Annotated in this window: 2 protein-coding genes and 1 pseudogene; all 3 read right to left on the bottom strand. The window is 59.4% G+C overall.

The genetic code is table 11. The features are described 5' to 3' along the window. Positions 1–942 (bottom strand): annotated as a pseudogene (locus Q0510_RS22220) (hypothetical protein); the annotation flags it as partial. Then, positions 939–2132 carry an AGE family epimerase/isomerase gene (locus tag Q0510_RS22215; RefSeq protein ID WP_298716610.1) on the bottom strand — a complete coding sequence of 398 codons (1194 nt, stop codon included), beginning with the start codon at positions 2130–2132 and terminating at the stop codon, positions 939–941. The gene Q0510_RS22215 and the pseudogene Q0510_RS22220, both read right to left, overlap by 4 nt. Before the next feature lie 11 nt (positions 2133–2143). Then, on the bottom strand, positions 2144–2443 hold the full coding sequence (locus tag Q0510_RS22210; RefSeq protein WP_298716608.1) for a hypothetical protein: 300 nt from the start codon (positions 2441–2443) through the stop codon (positions 2144–2146). Positions 2444–2534: the final 91 nt, after the last annotated feature.

The raw sequence follows: 2534 nt of genomic DNA, 5'->3' as shown, positions 1-2534 counted from the left end.
GCGGACCATCAGCGCGAACAACCGCCCGTATTCCGATACGCGCGCTGATTCCTGTGCGTTGGTTTCGCCCTGGTAGAAGAGGATGCCTGCGATGGGTGTGTTCGTCCAGGCGCGCAGTCCCTTTTCAAAAGCGAGACCGGGTTTGTAACCATGCGCCGGGCCTTCGGGGCTTTCGTCGTGCCCGCGGTTCTGGCGCCCTCTTTCCCGCGACCAGTCGGGCAGATCGGGGTTTTGCAGCCAGTTGCCGCGTACTTTCCGGGCGAAGGCGCTATCGGCCAGCAGGGCTTCTTTCGGGATGAACGTTTCCAGGGGCGCGCCGCCGATGGCGAGATGCACCAGGCCAACGGGTACGCCCACCTGCTGTGTTACTTTTTGCGCAAAATAGTAGCCAACGGCGCTCATGTCCGGGAGTGACGCGGTATCGCAGGGTTGCCAGGCGCCGCCGGTGTAGAAACCGCCACTGTCGAGCAGGCGGGCGAGGCTGTCGGGGAAGCGCTGGTTGTAAATCCCTTTGCCCGCGTACTTCGGATTGTAAAAGCGGATCATTTGCCCGGAAAGGTTTTTCCGTGCTTCGGTATAATGCGCTTCGCCCCGCATGGGGAATTCCATGTTTGACTGGCCCAGGCACAGCCACACATCGCCCACGAGCACATCCCTGAGCCTGAGGCGCGCCGTACCAGCAGTTATGAGCATGTCGGCAGGATGTGTGCCCGCCGGCAGCGGCCCGATGCGGATGCGCCAGGTGCTATCGGCCATTGCGCGCGTGGATGCGGAGCGCCCCTTGAAGGTAAGGCGCACCGTTTCTCCCGGAGCGGCTTTCCCGGTGATGGTGATGGGTTGATGGCGCTGGAGGACCATATGATCCATCCAGGCCGGATCGGTGTTGAGCTGCCCGAAAGCAAACACCGGGAAGAATACCAGGTATGCGATGCGCCGGATCATACGTTACTTTTTTGCAGATGGGTGTTCAGCAATTGCCGGCAATACCATTCCTGCCGCGGCAGGTGGAACGGGCCTTTGAACAGGTTGCCTTTCGCGGTTTGCGCGATGGAGCCGTCGCGGTGCAGGTAGCCGAACCACTCGCCGTGTTCCTTGTCGTGGAAGCGGGTGTAGGCATAGCTATGTACCTCCCGGTGCCATTGTGCGTATTTCGGGTTGCCGGTTACGAGGTAGGCGAGGAGCGTGGCGATGATGGCTTCGTTATGCGGCCACCAGAACTTCATATCCTGCCAGTATTCCTGTACGGGTTTGTTGTAAACGTCGCGGAAATAGAGGATGCCGCCGTGTTGGGTATCCCATCCCCGTTCCCACATGTAATCGAGCATGCGGCAGCCCAGGCTGATGAGCCGGGGATCGTTGTTGCGGTACACCGCTTCATGTAAAATGAACCACGCGCCTTCGATGGCGTGCCCGGGATTGAGGGTGCGGCCGTCGATATGGTCGATGATGCTGCCGTCGGGCGCTACCTGTTCCATCACGCAGCGGATGTCGTCTTTCACGAAGTATTTTTCAATGTCGCCGATCCATTGCAGGATGAGCGCGTCGCAACGCGGATCGCCGATGGTATCGCGGAGTTGTTGCGCGGTGTTGAGCATGATCATGGGAACGCCGATCCCTTTGGCCGGGCGCGTTGGTTCGAACTTGGGTTCCAGCAGACCGGGCGGAGTGGCATATGCCACACATTTGCCGAACAGCTCGCGTGCGCGGCCGGCCGCTTCTTCATTGCCGGAGGCTTTGGAATACGCGGCCATGGCGATCACGGCAAAAGTTTCGGAGAAGAAATAACGGCGCTTGCGGATGGGGGCGCCATTTCTGGCTACATGGAAAAACATCCGGCCGTCGGTGTCGAAGCAGTGGTTGACGAGGAAGTCGTATCCCAGTTTCGCCCCTTCCAGCCATTCCGGTTTCGCTTCCACGGTGTTGTAAAGGGTAGACAGCAGCCAGGTGGCCCTTCCCTGGATCCAGACCGCCTTGTCATCATCGATCAGCTCGCCGCCGGCATCGCGCATCAGCAGGAAACCGCCGTGCTCGTAGTCGTAAGATCGCGGGAACCAGAACGGGATAGTGTCGTGCAGCAGTTGATTTGCATAAAAATCGCGCAGCGCTTCGAGTTCCTGGATATTGTATGGCATAAGGTTCATTTTTATCGGTGAATGGTCAGGCCTTGAATGTGTTGAATTTTAGGAAACAGCAGGCTCCAGGCATAGCCCGCGATCACACAGGAAGCGAGCCCTGTAAAAGCATACATCAGCAGGTGCATGGATGTGAATTGCAGCAGGATGACCTGTACCACCGCACTCACCACGAACCCCGCCACAGCGCCGGCGCCTGTTGCGCGGCGGGTGAAGATCCCCAGCACGAAGAGCCCGCCCACACCGCCGGTGAACAACCCGAGAATGAGGTTAAATTGGTCCCACAGCGATGTGGCGCCATGCTCCGCCATCGACCAGGCGATCCCCGCGGTGCTGCAGTTCGCGATCATGGCGGGCTGGATGTTCTACAATAGTTGGGAGCTCACGCTGGTGACGCTCGCG

The organism is uncultured Chitinophaga sp., from assembly GCF_937874145.1.
GTDB lineage: Bacteria > Bacteroidota > Bacteroidia > Chitinophagales > Chitinophagaceae > Chitinophaga.
This window is presented reverse-complemented; position numbering and strand designations above follow the sequence as displayed.